This window comes from Bacillus sp. FSL M8-0049, from assembly GCF_038593355.1.
GTDB lineage: Bacteria > Bacillota > Bacilli > Bacillales > Bacillaceae > Bacillus > Bacillus safensis.
Genome location: NZ_CP151986.1, coordinates 292,267 through 311,719, shown reverse-complemented (window position 1 = coordinate 311,719; position 19,453 = coordinate 292,267). Strand labels below are relative to the sequence as shown.

The 19,453-nt window shown below is 43.3% G+C and carries 18 protein-coding genes; 2 read left to right on the top strand and 16 right to left on the bottom strand.

What is annotated here, in order from left to right; all coding sequences use genetic code 11:
• Positions 1-110: 110 nt before the first annotated feature.
• On the bottom strand, positions 111-1,541 hold the full coding sequence (locus NSU13_RS01680; protein WP_034283233.1) for a YfcC family protein: 1,431 nt from the start codon (positions 1,539-1,541) through the stop codon (positions 111-113).
• A 153-nt stretch (positions 1,542-1,694) separates the two neighbouring features.
• Here NSU13_RS01680 and NSU13_RS01675 point away from each other — a divergent pair, with 153 nt between their 5' ends.
• Positions 1,695-2,822, top strand: coding sequence for a M20 peptidase aminoacylase family protein (locus tag NSU13_RS01675; RefSeq protein ID WP_065215363.1), 1,128 nt, complete (start codon positions 1,695-1,697; stop codon positions 2,820-2,822).
• 48 nt (positions 2,823-2,870) lie between these two features.
• On the opposite strand, the gene NSU13_RS01670 is transcribed toward NSU13_RS01675, so the two are convergent.
• The 15 genes from NSU13_RS01670 to NSU13_RS01600 all read right to left on the bottom strand — a co-directional run bounded on the left by NSU13_RS01670 (position 2,871) and on the right by NSU13_RS01600 (position 18,028).
• Positions 2,871-3,593 carry an SDR family oxidoreductase gene (locus tag NSU13_RS01670; RefSeq protein WP_034283231.1) on the bottom strand — a complete coding sequence of 241 codons (723 nt, stop codon included), beginning with the start codon at positions 3,591-3,593 and terminating at the stop codon, positions 2,871-2,873.
• 110 nt (positions 3,594-3,703) lie between these two features.
• The gene (locus NSU13_RS01665; RefSeq protein ID WP_065215364.1) at positions 3,704-4,456 is read right to left on the bottom strand and encodes an alpha/beta hydrolase; all 753 of its coding nucleotides are present in this window, start codon (positions 4,454-4,456) and stop codon (positions 3,704-3,706) included.
• Between the two features lie 107 nt (positions 4,457-4,563).
• Complete coding sequence (locus tag NSU13_RS01660; protein ID WP_034283229.1) at positions 4,564-5,445, bottom strand: glycine betaine ABC transporter substrate-binding protein; 882 nt, start codon at positions 5,443-5,445, stop codon at positions 4,564-4,566.
• Positions 5,445-6,290 carry a glycine/proline betaine ABC transporter permease subunit OpuAB gene (opuAB, locus tag NSU13_RS01655; RefSeq protein WP_034283343.1) on the bottom strand — a complete coding sequence of 282 codons (846 nt, stop codon included), beginning with the start codon at positions 6,288-6,290 and terminating at the stop codon, positions 5,445-5,447. The genes NSU13_RS01660 and opuAB overlap by 1 nt, the downstream gene beginning before the upstream one ends.
• Before the next feature lie 10 nt (positions 6,291-6,300).
• Positions 6,301-7,569, bottom strand: a complete 1,269-nt coding sequence (gene opuAA, locus NSU13_RS01650) for a glycine/proline betaine ABC transporter ATP-binding protein OpuAA (RefSeq protein WP_034283228.1) — start codon at positions 7,567-7,569, stop codon at positions 6,301-6,303.
• Positions 7,570-7,968: 399 nt separating this feature from the next.
• Positions 7,969-9,063, bottom strand: coding sequence for a toxic anion resistance protein (locus NSU13_RS01645; RefSeq protein ID WP_034283225.1), 1,095 nt, complete (start codon positions 9,061-9,063; stop codon positions 7,969-7,971).
• Between the two features lie 14 nt (positions 9,064-9,077).
• The gene (locus tag NSU13_RS01640) at positions 9,078-10,694 is read right to left on the bottom strand and encodes a YceG family protein (protein WP_041116552.1); all 1,617 of its coding nucleotides are present in this window, start codon (positions 10,692-10,694) and stop codon (positions 9,078-9,080) included.
• Between the two features lie 70 nt (positions 10,695-10,764).
• Positions 10,765-11,580, bottom strand: coding sequence for an HAD family hydrolase (locus tag NSU13_RS01635; RefSeq protein ID WP_111927569.1), 816 nt, complete (start codon positions 11,578-11,580; stop codon positions 10,765-10,767).
• Positions 11,577-12,686, bottom strand: a complete 1,110-nt coding sequence (locus NSU13_RS01630) for a cysteine protease StiP family protein (protein ID WP_328698998.1) — start codon at positions 12,684-12,686, stop codon at positions 11,577-11,579. The genes NSU13_RS01635 and NSU13_RS01630 overlap by 4 nt, the downstream gene beginning before the upstream one ends.
• A complete protein-coding gene (locus NSU13_RS01625) occupies positions 12,679-14,010 on the bottom strand; it encodes a phosphoribosyltransferase family protein (RefSeq protein ID WP_046313743.1) in 1,332 nt (443 codons plus the stop codon). The genes NSU13_RS01630 and NSU13_RS01625 overlap by 8 nt, the downstream gene beginning before the upstream one ends.
• Positions 14,000-15,187, bottom strand: coding sequence for an HpcH/HpaI aldolase/citrate lyase family protein (locus NSU13_RS01620; protein ID WP_111927571.1), 1,188 nt, complete (start codon positions 15,185-15,187; stop codon positions 14,000-14,002). The genes NSU13_RS01625 and NSU13_RS01620 overlap by 11 nt, the downstream gene beginning before the upstream one ends.
• A 99-nt stretch (positions 15,188-15,286) precedes the next feature.
• Positions 15,287-16,066 carry a TerC family protein gene (locus NSU13_RS01615; protein WP_034283214.1) on the bottom strand — a complete coding sequence of 260 codons (780 nt, stop codon included), beginning with the start codon at positions 16,064-16,066 and terminating at the stop codon, positions 15,287-15,289.
• A 139-nt stretch (positions 16,067-16,205) separates the two neighbouring features.
• Positions 16,206-16,784: a TerD family protein gene (locus NSU13_RS01610; RefSeq protein ID WP_007498343.1), complete on the bottom strand. Its 579-nt coding sequence runs from the start codon at positions 16,782-16,784 to the stop codon at positions 16,206-16,208.
• A gap of 39 nt (positions 16,785-16,823) precedes the next feature.
• On the bottom strand, positions 16,824-17,405 hold the full coding sequence (locus NSU13_RS01605) for a TerD family protein (RefSeq protein ID WP_039176267.1): 582 nt from the start codon (positions 17,403-17,405) through the stop codon (positions 16,824-16,826).
• A gap of 20 nt (positions 17,406-17,425) precedes the next feature.
• Positions 17,426-18,028 carry a TerD family protein gene (locus NSU13_RS01600; protein WP_061110417.1) on the bottom strand — a complete coding sequence of 201 codons (603 nt, stop codon included), beginning with the start codon at positions 18,026-18,028 and terminating at the stop codon, positions 17,426-17,428.
• A gap of 414 nt (positions 18,029-18,442) precedes the next feature.
• On the opposite strand from NSU13_RS01600, the gene NSU13_RS01595 reads away from it, so the two are divergent.
• A complete protein-coding gene (locus NSU13_RS01595; protein ID WP_034283209.1) occupies positions 18,443-19,435 on the top strand; it encodes an LLM class flavin-dependent oxidoreductase in 993 nt (330 codons plus the stop codon).
• The last annotated feature ends 18 nt before the right edge of the window (positions 19,436-19,453 follow it).

The window sequence follows — 19,453 nt, the reverse complement described above, 5'->3', positions numbered from 1 at the left end:
AATATGTAGCGAATTTGTGAACACATTTATTGTGCTTTCAAAGCGCTGGCTCCATACATATTTCCACAAGAAAAAAGCTGCCAAACGCTCGTCGGCAGCTTCCTACATATTTAATAAGGTCCCCAGTTGATCATGACCCCGATACAAATAAATACAAGACCGATGACAAACCAAATGAGGGCAAGCGGCACCATAAAACGCAGCCACTTTACATAAGGAATACCACTTGCAGCAAGCACAGCCATCAACACACCGGAAGTCGGATTGATACAGTTGACCACCCCTTCACCAAGCATTACCGCTTCTACAGCGACCTGTCTTGTGATGCCCATTAAATCAGCGAGCGGCGCAAGAATTGGGATAAAGACAACGGCTTCTCCTGATCCTGATGAAATCAAAAAGTGAAGAAGCGCACTCGCAATATACATCCCGATCGCACCAGCGATGGGACTAAAGCCTGTCAGCATACTCGCCAAGCCATTGACCACTGTATCAAGCAGCTTCCCGTTTTCTAAAATGACCGAAATACAGCGTGCCATCCCAACAATAAGTGCGCCGTATACAAGGCTTTGGCATCCGATAATAAACGTTTTCGCAATATCATTGGCAGCTAATCCGCCGAGCAGTCCAGCGACGATAGCCATAAAAATGAACACACCCGCCATTTCCTTATCGGTCCAGCCAAGCTGAAGTGCGCCATATAAGAAACCTCCAAGTGACAATCCGCACACCGCTAAAATCAGCTTATGTCTGCCAGTAAATGCAGGCTTGTCCACAGATTCCGCATCGGCTCCGCCAAGCCCCTTAGCAGGAAACCATTGATCGCCAAGGATGCTTCCCTTTTCTTTATTCTTCAGACGTCTTGTATATAAATAGATGTACACAATACTAGAAATAAGAAAACAAAGATAAATAATGACACGCAGGCCGATGCCAGAAAATATCGGCAGCTCTGCAATTGTTTGTGATAAACCTAATGGAGATGGAGATAAAATCGTTGCGTTAAACCCTGCATAACAGCCGATGTATATGACAGCGGCTCCTGCTACAGCATCCCATTTCAAGGATCGTGCCACAATGATGCCGATTGGAATAAACCCAATGACAGAATTCACGACAATTCCGGTCGTTCCAAGGACTGAAAATAATCCCCCAACAATACAAATAAACAATAATTGCTTCGTTTGAAACCGGCTGATGACATGGTGAATCATCCCGTTAATAGCACCTGTCTTCTCCAAAATGGCAATGGTTCCGCCCGTAAATAGAATCAGAAAAATAATAGAAGAGGACCCTACCATTCCTTCTTGTATCGCTGTGAAAAAGCCAACTGGACTCACTGGTGATTGATCAATACGGTGATAGCTGCCAGGAACGGCTGTTGTGATCTCCCCAGATGTCTTTCGGTCAAACTCACCCGCTGGTACAAAATACGTTGCTATTGTACAAATCAGTGCAATCATAAATAAGAGAACATACGCATCCGGCATTTGAAGTTTTCGTTTTTGTTTCTCTGGTGCTGATACTGTCGCTGTTTTCATGTGTCAAAACCCCTTTGTCCCGATCGGAATTTCACTTAATTTTCAGAATAATCAAATGATGTGTTATATTATAAACACTGTTGATATTTAAGAGCAATATTATTTCACTAAAATAATGTTTTGACAGATTATCTGTCAGCAAGGAGGCTTCTCATGACAACTTTGACAAACGAAATGAAACAAACCGTGACAGACATCTTTGAACACTTGCATGCCCATCCAGAAATCAGCTGGGAAGAAACAGAAACGACTGCTTATATTGAAGATATATTGAAAAAATTGGGCTGCAAAACTCAAACATTTGACGACTGTACAGGGGTGATCGGTGAAATTGGAGAAGGCGCACCAGTGGTCGCTGTGAGAGCCGATATTGATGCACTTTGGCAGGAAGTAGATGGTGAGTTTCAAGCCAATCATTCATGCGGCCACGATGCACACATGACAATGGCTCTCGGCACCTTCATGGCATTAAAGGAAAAAGAACGCCCGAACGGCACGATCCGTTTCATCTTTCAGCCTGCCGAGGAAAGAGGCGGCGGTGCGCTGAAAATGATTGAAAAAGGTGTGCTCGCAGATGTCGATTTCTTATATGGCGTACATGTGCGCCCAATCCAAGAAACATTAAACGGACGCTGCGCTCCTGCTATATTGCACGGATCAAGTAATCATTACGTCGGCACCATTATTGGCGAGGAAGCGCACGGTGCACGTCCACACCTTGGCGTCAACGTCATAGAAGTGGCTTCAACCCTCGTGCAGAGACTCGCGCATATCCATGTCGATCCAAGAGTCGCGCATTCTGTCAAAATGACCAATTTACATGCTGGCGGGGGCAGCTCAAACATCATCCCAGGCAAAGCCTCTTTTACATTAGATGTACGGGCACAAACAAACGAAGTGATGGATGAACTAGAAAAAGAAATTGAAAGAGCGGTTCATTCTGTAGCGGATGCCTTTGGCGCTTCCATTACACTTTCAACAGACCATCGTCTGCCTGCCGCCACCTTAAATGAAGAAGCTGCCCAGATCATGTCTCATGCAATTGAACAGGTTCTAGGAAAAGAGCAGCTAGATCCCCCGATCGTCACAACAGGTGGAGAGGACTTTCACTTTTACGCAGCAAAGCTTCCGCATATCAAATCCACGATGCTCGGTTTAGGCTGTGATTTAAAGCCCGGTCTTCATCATCCGTATATGACCTTCGACCGCTCTGCTATCTTTACTGGCATTGAGATTTTGACCGAGGCTGTCTATCAAACACTCCAGCAGCATTCATCATAAATGAAAAAGCCACCCGCCTTCTCTTCAGGGCGGGTGGTCTGCTTTATATTACGCATTCAGATCTGCCATGGCTGGAACGTTGATTTCTTTCACGCAAGATACCCTTGATAAATGAATCACACATCTCGCAAGCTCCACAATATCCTGAACAGGGATTCTCGTTTCATCATAAAGAGTGATGGCCTTTTCGGCTCCATCTTCATACGGAACCTCCGCCGCAAGTTCTCCTGGATTGATACAGGTGACGGATATTTTATCTTTCCTCACATGCTCTCTCAGTGCATTCACAATTCCGCGCAGGCCAAATTTAGATGCAACAAACGAGACCTGCGGCAGGTTCGTATGATCGAGACCCGCCGTTGAGCCAATGACGATGATTTTTCCATTCTCCGATTTCCTTACGTGAGGAAGCAGTGCCTGGATGTACGTAATGGTTGAGGTGACATTCACATTGATTAAATGTGCAATATCCTCTGGCTGATCGTGATCAAAGGAATAATCGTCTTCAAAGCCTCGTTTTTCCCATAAACCGACGTTATAGATGAGTACATCAATCGTCTTGTTCTCAAGTGCTTCGAGCATATAAGGGATATGTGTTTGGCTTGATAAGTCGATTTTCAGCCAAATTCTATGTACACCGTCATCTATGTTCAAACTGCTTGGTTCACTTCGCGACACAATCCAAACTGTATCTCCACTTGATGGAAGACCCTTTACAAAAGCATCTCCTAAGCCTTGACTTGCACCGAATATGATATAGTTTTTACTCATAGCTCCTCCTTCTAGGACACACAAACTGTAAGCGTTTTATACCTATATCATACAGATTCTAAGAGACCGGCGCCCCTTTTATGCTCGTCTTCACTTATTGATTGGCGCAGCTACTGGATTTCCTTTAATTCGACTGGTAATGCACGTGCCTCTATAAAGTTTATGACCATTTCTGTAAAAAGTTCTTTCTTTTCAAAAGTAAATGTATGCCCAATACCGGGAACAACGACGCCTGTTGCCTTCGGATGTGAATTCGTTATTTTTTTTGCTGACCGTTTCATGATGCCTTTTTCTTTTTCTCCCACTGTGACAAGAATGCGTGCCTTCGCTTGCTGAAACGTGTCTGGGAGCTTGTAATGGAGGTTTTCCTGAAACATCGTAAGAAGGGTTTTCTTTTGCAGATGTTTCGATTCCGCCGCATAATGATGCAGTACATGTTGCGGGAGCCCCATCTTTTCGGCTTGGAGCTGAATAAACCAATCTTTCTTTAATAATGGATACGTCAGTGGCAAAAGGGGCCTCACCATGAAGTGGAGCCATGGCAAAGGCATCACAAGAGCGCTATTGATAACGGCTATGTCTACGATATCCGGCTCTCTTGATAACACATCAACGGCAATCTGCGCACCTAAAGAAAATCCAATCAGAATCACTTGACGGCCATTCGCGTTTTCCTTGATCCATGAGATGACTTCACGGGTGCTTTCATTCATTGAAAATATCTGTTCTTTTGCTCTTGTCCCGTGTCCAATGAGATCAGGGGCAAAGCATTCATACGTGTTTTTCAATATTTCAACCTGCTCCTGCCACATCCAGCTGCTTACTCCTCCACCATGCAGAAAAATCATGATTGACTTATCCATCGCCCGACAACTCCATCCTTCTATATAAGAAAAAAGCAGCCGCTTTTTGAGCAGACTGCTTTTTCAACATGCTCCCTTCTATTATAAGGGAACCACTACATCATTGACTATTTTTTCAAATCCTCAATGGAGTTTACGTTCTTCATATATGTCGGGACAACTAGCCCCATTCGAAGACCTTTCATACTTGTACCAAGGTCATCATATTTTCCTTTAAACTTCGCTGCATACGTTTTATGCGTATTTGGCAGCCAAGCGGATAATGATGCATCCGCACTTCCGGTTGCAATTGCTGTCCACATCGGACCTGCTTCAACCTGAGTCAAAGTTACTTTAAACCCGAGTTCACGCAATACTTCTGCTGCAACATTGGTACTTGCAATCTCACTATCCCATGCAACGTAGGCAAGATTCACTTTTCCACCATTCGACTTTTTCACGCCTTTTGTCCATTTCGCTACTTGGTCTTTATGTTTTTTCACATATTTTAAGGCGGCATCCTTTGGTTTCACACCATCTTGGATATCAATCATGACTTCGCCCATGTCATCTTGAGACCATTTAAACTGACTAAGCATTTTAGCTGCTTCCGGCTGATCCTTCGCAAAGCCTTTACGTGAAATCGTATGAATTTCTTCCGCTTCACCGTAAGATTTTTTTGGATCATCTAAATATTTTAAATCATAGCGGGAAAACATCCAGTGTGGATTCCAGCCAGTGATAATGATTGGTTTTTTACGGTCGTATGATTTTTTGAGCGTTGCCGTCATGGCTGCACTTGATGCAGACACAACCGTCCAATCCTCTAAGCCATAATCCTTTTTGGCCTGATCGGTTAGGGCCATAATACCTGAACCCGGATCAATCCCAATAATCGTTTTATTGACCTGCTGTGCTGCACTTGCATTTGAATCCGATTGTGCACCGCAAGCGGCTAGTAAAAAGACGAGCAGGGCGGTCATCCCAATGTAGAGAGACTTTTTCCACATTAAGCATTCCCCCTGGTTTTTTTCGTTTTAATATTTTGTGTAATACGGTCGAGTGTAATCGCCACAATAACAATGGCAATACCTGCTTCAAAACCAATACCTGTTTTCAGCTGCGTTACCGCACTATATACTTCTGAACCAAGTCCTGGTGCACCTACCATTGCGGCAATAACGACCATGGATAGAGCCAGCATGATACTTTGGTTAATACCAGCTAAGATGGTTTTTGTTGCAAGTGGAAGCTGAACTTTGAATAAACGCTGGAATGTCGTTGAACCAAAAGCTTCAGTTGCTTCAATTAAATCCGCTGGTACTTGTTTAATACCGAGAATGGTCATACGAATCGTTGGCGGCATGGAGAAAATAACCGATGCCACAACCCCAGGAACAACCCCAATGTTAAAGAAAAAGATCGCTGGTAATAGATAAACGAATGCAGGCATTGTCTGCATTAAATCTAAAATAGGTGTCACAATTTTACGCACAGTTTCCTTCTGTGATGCCCAAATACCGATCGGAACCCCGATCACGATAGAAATGACCACAGCGGTCAGAACGAGCGCAAGTGTTTGAAGCATTGGATGCCAGTAGCCTAAATAGTCGATCAGTAAAAATCCAATAAGTGTGAAAAGAGCAACTCCTCTTGTACTGATCCACCAAGCAATGCCGGCAAAGATAAGGGTTAAAATAATGGATGGAATGACGCCAAGTGCAGCTACAATTCCATTTACTGTTCCAGCTAATCCATTTGTGATGCCATCAAAGAAACCACCAAACGTTAATGTTAACCAGTCAACAAATCGATCGATATAATCCGCGAACGGAATTCTAGGTAAATCACTCATACTAAACATCTTATTCTACCTCCTGTGCAGAAGGCTCTTGTGTCTTAATTTCCTCTAGCTTGTTAGAAGACATGTTGATATATTCATCATTACCTGATAATGCACCAATCAATGCACCTCTGACCACAATGCCCTTCATTCTGTTTTTCTCATCTACAACTGCAATTGGAATGTTTGCCGCATCAGACACTGCATCAAAGATTTCTGTTAAATACGTTGATTCCAATACTGTGGTAAATTCTTTATCAAGAACAGTTTCAAGCGACGCTCCCGTTTCTGCTGCTTTTTTCGCTGCTTGTGCAGAAATAACACCTAATAAATGCTTTTTCTTATCTACTGCATAGATAGACGAAATCCCAAGGTTTTTCATGAGCGTAAGCGCAACACGGGCTCCTTTATCGATCTGAACTGTTTCTGCACGTTTCATAATATGACCAGCGGTTAATACTTTAGAAAGGTCAACATCTTCAACGAAGCGTTCAACATATTCATTCGATGGGTTCATCAGAATTTCTTCTGGTGTTCCGATTTGAACGATATTTCCGTCCTTCATGAGTACAATGCGGTCACCAATACGAAGCGCCTCATCTAAATCATGGGTAATGAAAATGATCGTTTTTCCTACAGATGTATGAAGCTCAAGCAATTCATCCTGCATATCTTTCCGAATTAATGGATCTAGTGCGCTGAATGCTTCATCCATTAATAAAATGTCAGGGTCATTTGCTAAAGCACGTGCCAATCCAACACGCTGCTGCATACCACCACTTAATTGATTTGGGTATTGCTCTTCAAAACCTTCAAGTCCAACAAGCTTTAAAGATTCAAGCGCTTTTGATCTGCGCTCTTCTTTATCTACACCTTGCAATTCAAGACCATACTCTGTGTTCTCAAGAATTGTACGGTGCGGGAACAATGCGAAGTTTTGGAAAACCATGCTGATCTTTTTCCGTCTGACTTCACGCAATTGATCCTTTGACATATTTGTTATCATATCCCCATCAATATATATTTCACCGGAGGTTGGTTCGATTAACCTGTTTAGCATCCGCACAAGTGTGGACTTTCCGCTCCCTGATAGCCCCATGATGACAAATATCTCGCCGTCATAAACATCAAAATTTGCTCGATTGACACCAACAGTTGCGCCGGTCTCTTTTAGGATTTCTCTTTTTGTTTTCCCTTTTTCAAGCATTTGAGATGCTTTTTTAGCATTTTTACCGAAAATTTTAGATACATTATTTATCTTGATTTTGATATTTCTCTCTTCAGAATTCATATTTTCCCTCCAAATTAGCATCTTTATAACCGTAACATAAGCGTTATGATGCGAACAATCTTTAGAATTCGCTTATTTCCCCACAATATGTATGAATTCCATATAGAGGTCTGGTCATTAGAGTTTATACGCCGTATTACTCGTAAATCCTATAGAATGCTTCATAAACTACATATTTTACGGGGTATTTCCTCTCATCAGACAATATTTTACTGGAAATTCCTAATTGTACTAAAAAATAAGTCGAATCCTCGTTATAGCGTTTTTTTGAATCATGGGCGAACCATTCCCCTGAACAGGATTTACCCGAAAATGGTCACATAAAAACCTTTTTTCTCAAATTTTATTTAAATTCATAAAAAAACTGCCTGCAACTTTAGTTACAGACAGCTTGTTTTTTTAGGACTCCAGGGCAGCCCGCTTAATATTATCTTGAAGCTCAAGCATACGTTTTGTTCCATCTTCGCGTAATCGCTTGTTCTCTTCTTCGATCTGTTTCGTCTCTTTCATCCCTTGTACAATTGTATTAAAGGAAGATTCGATCGTTTCAATGTCGATGCTTGGACGGCCAGATAATTTGGCAATCTCCACACTTTGACTTGAAATGTTTTCAGCATTTCGTTTCAGCATTTCATTTGTTCTTCTATCCAGCTCACTCATAGAATCAGCCACAAGCTTTTGTCTCTTCGCTGTAACAGCTTGAATGATCCCATTTTTGAAAATTGGAATCGTGATGATGAAGGCAGAGTTGATCTTCCCGATTAATTTCGTATTCCCGCGCTGAAGCAAACGGATTTGCGGTGCTGTTTGAAGCGCCACCATTCTTGCCATATCAAGGTCATACACACGCTCTTCAAGCGCTTGAATGCCATTACGAAGCGTATCAAGCTCCATCTGCGCCAGCTGGTTTCCACTAGCTGCTTTTTCTTCATATGAAGGAACCAATTGCTTTAATTCTTCGATTTTCATTTGACCGGCTACGACATACTTTTCAAGCTCCATATAGTATTGAATGTTATGCTCATACATTTCTTCAAGCGTCACAGTCGATTTGGTCATTTCATCTTTATATTTACTAATTTCTACATTAATTTTTTCAATCTCTGCACCGAGGGTTTGATATTTACTAAAAATCTTTTCAATCATGCTGCCGCCGCGCTTAAAGATTTTTGACAACAAACCACCCTTCGGTTCGTCAAAATCATTTTTATCAAAGCGATCCATAATCTTGCCAAGCTGCGTCAGCATTGTTCCTGAGTCAGTGACACTTGTTGAACGCATCATTGAAAGGATACGATCAGAGAACTTAGAGATTTCAACGGCCGGCTGTTTTCCGTATTCAAGAAGTTCAAGCTGATTTTTCGCATCGATCTGTCTCGCAATATTTTGCACTTCTGGTTCATTTCGAAGCTGAACGCGAATATCGTCTGCTTTCTCAATCGTGATTTCCTCTTTATCAATTGAAATGATGTCATTTCCGTTTGTATTTGTCATAAGCTTTGATCTCCTTATCGGTTTTTAATGGATTGAAATAACTTTCTAACGATGGACGGCTCTTTAAACTCCTGGTTCATGACCATCTCATCAAGCCAATGAGTATCAAATAATTGGTCATCGATATACCGTTCGATACACTGATATCCCGCCGGATGATATACGAAGAGATCCACACCCATTTCATTTAGGAAAATCAGGGCGGCCGCATCAGAGCGAGTCAGCTCACCATTATATTCCGTATGGTATAAAATCACTTTCGGTACGGTTTGTGCGTAATCAAAGGTTTGAATCAGTTCAATGAGATCCTGGCTTAAATGCAGAACCTGCTTGAATAAATAAATACGGACATCTAATTCGGTTTCATTGCCTTCTTTTAATAGCTTCGGATGCTGACAGATTCGAGATATCGCCTCTGCAATCGCACGCTGCGTACCCTCATATAGATGAGAAAACTGCCACACATTGCTTTTCATTAATAAGTCAGGATCAATCTCTCCAGCAGAAGAAAGTGCATGCTGATAATGAAATTGATAATTCGATGTCACTTCTTTCGTAAAAGGAAAATGGCGAATGGTCTTCGTCTCTTTCCCTTCCATTAACGTGTGAATGCGATCCCAGTATTCACGCTTGTCTCGTGTGACACCCATCATTTTCGCAAAGAGATTTGGAATCTGTATCGTGTCCCGGTCTGCTTTGAAATTGGGGCGGATAAAGGATCGTTCCTTTGCAATTAAAAACAGCTCATCATACGTTGTCTTGAGTGTAATGGAATGAGGAGTATGATCTCTGAATTGCCACGGCTTATAGAGCATTGAATCTTCCGTGTGAAGCACCTCTTCAAGCTCTCTTGTCGAGCGGTACGCCACCGTTGATTTCCTCTCAGGCTTTTCAGCAGGGAACGGCTCAAGCTTTGAAGTTCCCGGGTACTGATCAATAAAAGTCAGCTTTTCTTCTGGATCTAATTCGCGGAACGAATCCTTGCCTTCTGGATGAAATAGGACAACATCACAGCCAATCAGCATGACATAGTAAAGAAAATAAAGCTGACTTTTATTCGCCTCTCCATACCAAATGACAGCCGGCATTTTTTCTTCGATATTGACTTCCTTCAGCCATGGACCTAGATGATTATTTGAAAACTTCACGACATCCAGCAGGACCCGGCGGAAATCAGGATGCTGAAATCCACCCTCGTGCAGCTGCTTGAAATGCTCAAACACCTTGATCAATGAAAGACGGATATGCCGGTTCATCACAGGGTTTGGATGGCGTACAATCAGCTGTTCACCATCTAAAAAAGCCACAAAGCGATTTACGGACAATCCCTTTTCTTCTTGGTTAATCAAATGAATACGCTGCAGTGCTTGAAAATGCTCCGGCTCAATATGGCGATTGAGTGTTTCACTTAAAATATGCATGCCGTCTGTTTCGTATAATTCATGTAAATAAATAAAATAATCGGTTGCATCATGCGGAGTTCCAAGGACCCGGGCGGCGAGACGCGGCAAGGACAACGTATGCTCGTCCTTTACATAACCGTCTCTTTCAGGGAGCGGCTTTTTCAGCACGTTTTTCCAGGCTTCCTGCTCCGCCCGTGTATGGGTGACATTGATTTCTTTATAACTCACGCCGCTCCTTCCTTTCTCCTATATTTTCTCGAAAGCTACTACTATCATATCATTCAGCCTTCTACTTCTGCTATCGAATCGAAGGCTTTTTTACGTTCATCATATGCTTGATGACACAAGCGGTGATTTCATCTGCTGCGGCCATGCCAGATGCTGCTGTCGGCTCAAGTTCTGGATGAAAGCCGAGAACTTCTCCATGTCTTGGGGCAAAGCCCATATCTGACTGACGAATGAGCCCCGCATCTAACAGGGAATCACCCGCACCATAGACGTATTTTAGCTGCAGCCTGTCCTTTAGAAAAGCAACAGCATCCCACTTATTAAGCGGCTGTGGAATAAAATAAAGCTTCCGCCCCTGAAGAGAAACCTGCCAGCCTCTCTCCTCGCCCCACAGCTTCAATTCAGCAAGCGGAATGTGAGATAGATACTCCTCTTTCATAATCAAATAAAGGAATCTTCCCTCTGCTGTACGGGTACGCTTCACCCATGCCGCAACTGGAAGCTCGGAGATCGCCCTCAGCATCTCTCTGACTGGCATACACTCCCTAAGTCTCTCATCAACAATGGCCTGCCAATCCTCAAGCGGCTTGCCATGATGAAGAATACAGCCCCCGTTTGTTGTGACAGCATACTCCGGTTTAAGCTCTTGCTCAAAGAAGGTGATTCGTTCATACTGTGCAGTTGTTCTTGTCGTCACTGGAATGAACCAGCCTGATTGATGAATCGTCTGCAAAGATTTTTTCGTTTCAACAGACATATAGGAAAGCGGCCTTTCGTCCAGCACCTCAACTAAATCGTACTCTCCTTCATACGCATACTGCTCAAGCACTCGATGTGAGTAAATCAGCGTCCGGTCTAAATCACTGGCAAATGCATATGTCTTCATGACGTTTGCTCCAGTGGACGAATTAATCCACAGCACGTGTAGGACATATTGGCATATTCAATGACAGGAACACCTCTGTCCTCAGCCAAAAGCAAAATATGCTTCAGCTTCTCCTGAGATCCAGGCTGAATTAAGATTTTCCACGGGATTCTTCTAAGCAGCACGCGGGTCGTCTCACCAACACCCGGCTTAATCAAATGGGTATTTTCAATTTGAAACTCCTGACCGATTGCTTCAATGGATGCCATTCCCCGCCAATCTGCCGGCGTCCCCTGCGTAAGGATGGTTTCTGCTTTCTCTTGTACATTTGGTTCAAGGCTGGAAAATGCTTCTTCAATCGTATCCACATACAGATTGGACACATCCTCATCGAGCAGCTCTTTATAATACTTTGCCCCATGGAAATCATCGGCATTGATCCAGCGGTTGTTTAGTACCGTACGACTGACAAGTCCAGACACCGTCGAATTCAGGCAGGCACTTGGAATGAGAAAGTCCTCTCTCGTTCCGTATACATGTGTACAATAGCCGGGGTCTGCCAGCACAGCCAGCTCACTCGAGAGACGTACACCATACTTTTTTTCAAAATCAAAAACAGCTTTTTGGAGCTCTTTCGAAATCGCACCTTTTCCAGTCCATCCATCGATAAAAGCAATTTCAAAACCTGGATGTTCTTTCAGCATATAATGCAGTGCATTCTCGTCTATTCCGAGGTCGCGAATAATAGAGATGCTGTAATGAGGCAGATCGACACCATACGTCTTTCGAATATATCGTTTGATCAGCACCCCGATCGGTGTCCCCGCACGCGCCAAACTGCAAAGCACGGTTTGGAAGCCTCGCTTCTTCACAATCTGTTCTGCTACAACAGCTACTGCTTCTGCTACCTTTTCCTTACTTTCTTCAAGAGATTGATAGAATAAAGTCATATAAGATGCCGTTGGTTTGTACTCAATTGGCAGCATTTCTGAATAATGTGCACCGCTCTGAATTGAACGCTCCCGCTCTTCTGTACTTTTCTCCATCTCAATAGAGGATAAATCTTTGAGTAAGAAGGTTACATCCTGCTCTGGATAGCTCCCCATCTTTGTATACACATTAGCCATTCACCTTCACCTCGTCTGATAAAGTCACAATATGCACATGCTTCACATGCCGCTCAGCAAATAAGTGAACAAGCGGAAGCAATGCCTCCTGAGAAACCTTTTTCTCAAAAAAGAGAAATACATCATCATATTCACCTTTTGGAATGTTGTACACGTAGTGCTGAATTCGGGCATCCTCTGGATTCATAAAGGTAAACCCATTTTGGACAGCGTATCCATCCTTTTCGACTGGGTGAATAGGACTTCTCGTTGTTGAATGAAAGAGAACACCTTGCCCCATGTGTGCAGACAGTCTCATCGGCACATACATCAGCTCACCTGTCCCTAAGCAGAGTGTTTGTTTTCCTTTGCGTTCCTGCCGCAGCCTCAATCCCGCTTCAGCAGCTGCTTGGTCGAGCGCTTCCGTATCTGCTGCCTTTAAACCAAAACGGCCCGTTTCATGTATATATGGCGAATGACCCGCCGAATTCGCTGCATGAGAAAATGAATACGGCACTTGCTTAAAGAAAGATTGAAGAGAGTGAAAAGAGAGACTTGGCTGATTCTCTTGCTCCGCAATCTCATACGAATAAGCTGGCTCATCGAGCGTTTTGCCTCGAAAAATCATCTGCCCTTTTAATAAAGACAATGATGTAATGTGAATTCCAAGCTCTTCTTCAAGCTGGCACATGGCTTTCTCATGCTCCTCCGTCCGCCAGTCCAAAATGGAAAGAATGGTATAAGAATGCCTCGGGTACTTTGCATGAAGGTCACGAATGATGTTGATATTTGTACGGCCTGTCGTGACTTCATCATCTACTAACACGATGGGGCGGTCTGTGCGAAGTAATGCTTCGTCTGCATAACAAAGCTGATCTGTTGCATGCGAATGTTCTTCTTCAAATACCAATGACGGATCAAGACCCAGCAGCTGTTCACGTGTCGTATGAATGTATGATGCGCCTTCTATCACATCATACACACCATGTCCAAGGGCTGTTGCCGTTTCCGCAAAGCCGATGACGACAGGCACATTGCCAGCTGAAAGCTTTTCTTCTTTGAGTGTTTCATAGGCTGCCGTTAACACCGTGTGATCATCCGTCTTGAGTGCCTCGACGATAAGATCTTGGTGCGGGGGCGTCTTTCCCGTTTGCGCTTTGGCATATGCCATCGCTAAAAGACCCGAGACAAGAAGCGGTTTTACTGGATGAACAGGAATATGCTTTCCAAGCACCTTACTAACGAATAAAAAGGCTCTTTTTTTGTTCACCCTTGCCGCCATCTCAAAAAGATGCTCTTTTTCCAGCTGAAGCGCACCTTCTTTGAGGTCAAGCTCAACCTCCATATGTTCCAAGATGTTCAGCGTATGCCGCTTCTGATTCTGTGAGTATGTCGATATAGCTTCTATTTTCATGAAACACCCCGTAAATGTCTGACTTAATTAATATGTGCTCTGCCCACCTGTAATGGGGCTTCGTTTCATTCATCTTATTAGAAAAGGCACTCTTCATCACGCCAACTGTACCGTCAGCATGTTCCAGAATGCTTAATGCATCCAAGTACTCTTCCTTTGTCACAACGTACATGCTTTGAACTGGCTTGAGATGTGTTGGATGGATCACTGTCTTTCCATGTATGCCGTTGGCTACATCGAGTCTTGTCTCTTTGAGTAAACCTTGTACGTCATCGAATTCAGATAAGGGCAGCTCACCGCCCTTAGAGAGCGCACGGATGAAAGGTTTTTGCTCCTTTCGTGCAGGGCCAAAATGCTCCCATACAGCACCTGATACAACAAAGGAACGGCCAAAATAATTGATAATATCTGTGATCAAATCAGCAATCAATCTGATTTCATAAATGGTGGTGTCGCGATCACGGCGAATGCCATATAGGCCGCAAAGATCCGTTGCCCCAATACGAATATTCAAAATATATTCTTCATCATTCAGCATGATCTGCTTTAACTCAGACAGCACCGTATATCTTGTTTCTTTTTCTAATAAATCGGGTGTTTCCAAAATGGGCATACCGTACAGCGTTGTCTTCGTTTGTGCGGACGCCTGTTTCAAGCTGTCCAAATAATCCTTCGCATTATGAATAGAACACTTTGGAAATACAAAACCCGTCAATAAACGAAGAGATGAACCAAGCAAAGCTGCCATTTTGAGGAGCTGCTTCGGCGAACGAACCCGGATAAATAAAAGCGGCATTTGTTCAGCCATTTCAGGTGTATGCGTTAATTTGTCCGACAGTTTGGCGAGTTGTACCACTAGATTCTGTTCAGCCATTTCCACTTCTTGATCACCGATGGCATCCTCTAAACAAAATACAACAGAGCAAAGCGCTTCATATTTCTGCGACAGCAGCATGTCTGCTATATCCTGTCTTGTCGCAGGCATATACAAAGTAGCACCTAATGCATGCGCAAGTAAGTGCCTTGGCGTCATCAAATGCATCGCCCCCGGCCGTTTGAAAAAAATATCACGCTGCCTCGCCTCTGATAAAAACTGAAAATACCGCATGCTGTGCCACCTCCTGTTGTTGAGAGAAAATCGAACAAATGACTTGATGATTCAAAAAAGGATGGAGCCGCTAATCAACTCCATTCCTTTTTGATCGTCCTATTCTTCTTTTGAAGCCGCAGCTTCGTTTGTCACTTCTTGATGTTTCTTCTTATTGATTTTATGAACAATAAACGTTCCGATAAATGCTAGGATAATAATCGCAAAGAATACAAGATGCGGGATTTCAATGTGAGCAGCACTCAAGCCCATTTTGATCGCAATGATCCCGATGAGAATAAACGCTGTATTCTCGAGCTCTGGAATACGGTCAATGAGAACAAGGAATAACTGCGCGACTGTACGCATCATGAGAATTCCAAGCATTCCGCCTAATAGTAGAATCCATACTTCCTCAGATACAGCGAATGCTGCAAGAATACTATCAACCGAGAAGGCAAGGTCCATAATTTCAACAGAAATAACGGTTGCCCAGAACACACCAAAGACACGAACCATCCAGCCTTCTTTTTTCAGTTCCTTCGCTTCATCATCGCCGTCACCTAACCAGAAGTGCTTAATAACAAGCCATGCTAAGTAAGCAGCTCCGAGGACCTTAATCCACCAGAACTTAATAAGCAGCATCCCTACGCCAATGAATAGAAAACGGAAGAAATAAGCGCCAATTAATCCGTAGGTTAATGCCTTTTTACGCTGCTTTTCTGGTAAATGTTTCACCATTACAGCTAATACAAGTGCGTTATCTGCAGATAACAATCCTTCAAGCACGACAAGCGTCCCAATAAGCCCCCAAGAGACAGGGTCTGTTAATACCTCTGCCCACATATGCCAATCAAAAAACGAGGCATATGTATCCAACATATGTTTCAAAATGTCCAACTGGTTTTCCTCCTATAAGTGTAGAAGCATCAGCAGGCTTTCGCCTGCTGCTATTCTTGATCGCTGTTTCTTTCTCACTTAGGAAAGGCCCTCATATGAGCTTTTGACAGCACCTCTTGAATTGATTTGTTTCTCTTATTTACACTTCTAACCCATAATTTTGACAAAGAGCTGCAAGTCCGCCAGAGAATCCGCTTCCGATCGCGTTAAACTTCCAATCACTTCCGTGTCGGTACAATTCACATACCACAACAGCTGTTTCAATTGAGAAGTCTTCCCCTAAATCGAAGCGAATCAATTCTTCCCCGCCCTCTTCATTTACAACACGAACAAATGCATTAGAGACTTGTCCAAAATTTTGGCTGCGCGCCTCTGCATCATGGATCGTAACTGTAATTCCGATACGATCAATGTTAGCAGGAATTTTCGAGAAATCAACGAGAATTTGCTCGTCGTCTCCATCTCCCTCACCTGTACGGTTATCACCTGTATGAGTGACACTGCCGCTCGGATGCTGAAGGTTATTATAGAACACAAAATCTGTATCTTGCTGACAACGATTATTTGCATCCACCAAGAAAGCCGAAGCGTCCAAATCAAATTCGGCTCCGCCAGAATATTTATTCGTATCCCAGCCAAGACCGATCATCACTTTCGTCAGCCCTGGGTTGGTTTTGGTTAAATCGACACGTTGTCCTTTTGAAAGCTGAATCGCCATATTCGTATCTCTCCTGTCTTTGAAAATAGGAAGTTATCGTTATCCGATATCTAAGCCAAAGTCCGTTGCAATGCGGGCAAGACCGCCTTGATAGCCTGATCCGACAGCTGAGAATTTCCATTCCCCGCCATGACGGTATAATTCACCTACAATAATGGCTGTCTCAATTGAGAAATCCTCTGCCAAATCGTAGCGAATGAGTTCTTCATTCGATGCTGCATTTAAAATACGTACATATGCGTTAGACACTTGTCCGAAATTTTGACTGCGTGCTTCTGCATCATGAATCGTAATGACAAATGAAATCTTCTCAATACTTGCTGGTACAGCTGCAAGGTCAACATTGACCTGCTCGTCATCTCCGTCCCCTTCGCCAGTGCGGTTATCGCCTGTATGTACGACACTTCCGCCTCCGCCAGTTGTTTGGTTGTAAAAGACAAAGTCAGATGGAGAGCTTGCTTTACCTGCCGCATCTAAAAGGAATACACTTGCGTCTAGATCAAAGTCATGTCCGCCGTCATACTTATTGACGTCCCAGCCAAGACCGACGACTACTTTTGTTAAACCCGGATTCGTTTTTGTTAAATCAATTTTTTGGCCTTTCGCTAAAGAAATTCCCACTAGGAACCTCTCCCTTCTGTTTAAATATAGTTTCTCGTAATATCGGCAAGCTTCGCATCATTTGTACCATTTCCAAGCGCCGCAAACTTCCACTCATTCTCGTGGCGATAAAGTTCTCCGACGATTAACGAAGTTTTTCCTGCATAGTCATCTTTTAAATTATATTTCAATAATTCTTGATTGTTTGAACGATCAACGATGCGAATGTAAGCATTTTGAATCATACCAAAGTGTTGGTTTCTTCTAAGGGCATCATAAATGTTGACGACAAACACCAATTTATTCACATTACCCGGCACCTTGCTCAAGTTGACGAGGACTTGTTCATCATCTCCGTCTCCTTCACCAGTCAGGTTGTCACCTGTATGCTCCACACTGCCGCATTTGCTTTTTAGGTTGCCAAAATAAATCAAATCTTTATTTTCCGTAAACTTATCATTTTTCAGCATGAGCACTGAAGCATCACAGTCAACATCAGCGCCGCCTCCGCCGCCAAACAGCTTCCCTAAAAATCCGCCGCCTTTTGATACAGGGTCCCAGCCAAGTCCAACAAGAATATTTGTTAGCCCTGTTTTCCCTTTTGTTAAATCAATACGTTGACCTTTTTCTAATGTAATCGCCAAATCAATCACTCCTCCAGCATAATAAAAATCTATTTATTAAGCGATGGACCCTATTAAAATCATCATACATGAAAATTCGACAAAATTCATGAAATGACATTGGAGCCTCTTACTCTTTTTTCTATTTACTAGTATATACGATCTATGTTCAATATAGGTTTCAAACACTTTATATTTTTTTAACGAAAGATGCACATTGGAAATGGTTCATATCGTTAATGAAGTGTTTCATGTGAAACATTGTCGAAAGTTCCCGATGAACAGCTCTTGCTGATAAGGAGTGTATTGATGTGGTTTCATATGTCGATATAGAAAAGATAAAAGCAAAGGATAAAAGGATAAACCCTTTCGTTTCCTTCCACCTATGGATTTCTTTATACTTATATTCAGCATGTTGATGAAAGGATGTTGATGATGCCATCACTTCATATATTAGATCAAGTCGCCATTCCTAAAGGTCAGACAGCGCAGGAGACATTGATTCACACAACGCAGCTGGCTCAGCTGGCTGAAACGCTTGGATATGAACGCTATTGGTTTGCTGAACACCACAGCACAAGAGGGCTCGCTAGTACAGCGCCTGAAATATTAATGGCTCATATTGCGGCTCATACATCAACCTTGCGTACCGGATCTGGCGGCATTTTACTTCCTCAGTACAGTCCTTTTAAAGTAGCAGAGGTCACGCGGCAGCTTGAAGCCCTTTATCCTGGACGGATTGAGATCGGAGTCGGCAAATCTCCGGGCGGGATTGAAAGGACGAGACTCGCTTTGACGGACGGCGTGCATAAAGACCTGTCTCAGTTTGACCGCCAGCTGAAGGACCTTCTTTTTTACTTATCAGACAGCCTGCCTTCTGGCCATCCGCATGCAGGCGTGAAAGCTGCTCCGCTTGTTGATGCTCATCCGCCGGTTTGGCTGCTTGGGCTGGGAGAAAATAGTGCCATGCAGGCGGCGGAGCTTGGAATCAACTATATTTTTGGCCACTTTATCCATCCTGCACGCGGCACACAAGCATTTGAGACGTATCGATCACACTTTTCTCCATCCGTCTTTTCCAGCCAGCCACAATCTATGTTTGCCATCTTTGTCATCTGCGGTGAAACCGATGAAGAAGCAGACAGGATCGCCAGCAGTACAGATTTATGGCTGCTGCGTGTTGAAAAAGGACTGGACAGCCGCGTTCCTTCTATAGAAGAAGCAAATGCCTATCACTACACCACACAGGAAAAGGAAAAAGTGCTGCAAAACCGCCAGCGGATGATTGTCGGCTCAAAGGAAACGGTGAAAGAGCAATTACAGATCTTGATGGACCGCTATCAAACGGATGACATCATGATTCTGAACAATTCCTTTGATCCGATTGAAAAACAACGTTCCTTCAAGAGAATAGCAGAATTATTTTGAAGCCAGCTTTCCAGGCTT